This is a genomic window from Streptomyces chisholmiae, assembly GCF_031845445.1.
GTDB lineage: Bacteria > Actinomycetota > Actinomycetes > Streptomycetales > Streptomycetaceae > Streptomyces > Streptomyces chisholmiae.
Map to the genome: position 1 here is coordinate 1 of NZ_JAVREO010000055.1, position 839 is coordinate 839.

Annotated in this window: 1 protein-coding gene; it reads left to right on the top strand. The window is 69.6% G+C overall.

What is annotated here, in order from left to right; translation table 11 throughout:
• A partial coding sequence (locus RM844_RS32015; RefSeq protein ID WP_449657337.1) for an IS630 family transposase occupies nucleotides 1–805 on the top strand: 805 nt, incomplete at its 5' end.
• Between the last annotated feature and the right edge of the window lie 34 nt (nucleotides 806–839).

Below are 839 nucleotides of genomic sequence, written 5' to 3' on the forward strand. Positions count from 1 at the left end.
GGGGCCCGCCGCGCACGGCTGGGAGGACCAGCGGTGGACGCTCGCGCGGATCAAGACGGTGATCGGCCGGCGCTTCCATCTGACGTACACCATCCAGGGCGTGCGGAAGATGCTGGTGCGCAACGGCTGGTCCTGCCAGGTCCCGGCCCCGACGGGCGATGGAGCGGGACGACGAGGCGGTGGCCGGGTGGGTGAAGGAGGTGTGGCCGTGCGCGGAAGACTCGCGGCGGCCCGTGGAGCCTGGCTCGTCTTCGAGGACGAAGCCGGGTTCTCCATGACGCCGCCGCAGGCCAAGACCTGGTCACAGCGCGGCCGGACCCCGGTGGTGCGAGTGCGGGGCCGTTCCCGCAGACGGGTGTCCATTGCCGCGCTGACCTGCTACAAACCCGGCCACCGGTCCCGGCTGATCTACCGGCCTCGCCGGGACGACGGACGGCGCGACGGGCGAAAGAGCTTCTCCTGGCGCGACTACCGGGACCTGCTGATCGCCGCCCACCAGCAGCTCGGCGGCCCGATCGTGCTCGTCTGGGACAACCTCAACGTCCGCAAAGCCGCCGGCCTGCGGGAATTCGCCGAGGCCCGGGAGTGGCTGACCATCTACTACCTGCCGCCCTACGCGCCCGACCTCAACCCCGTCGAAGGGATCTGGTCCCTCCTGCGACGCGGCTGGCTCTCCAATGTCGCCTTCAGCACACCCGAACACCTCGTCCAGCGCATCCGACGTGGCCTACGGCACATCCAGTACCGCAGCGACCTGATAGACGGCTGCCTCGCCGAGACCGGCCTGACCATCCGGCCCACCTGAGCAACCATGCGACATCACGAGTTCAACCTCAGTA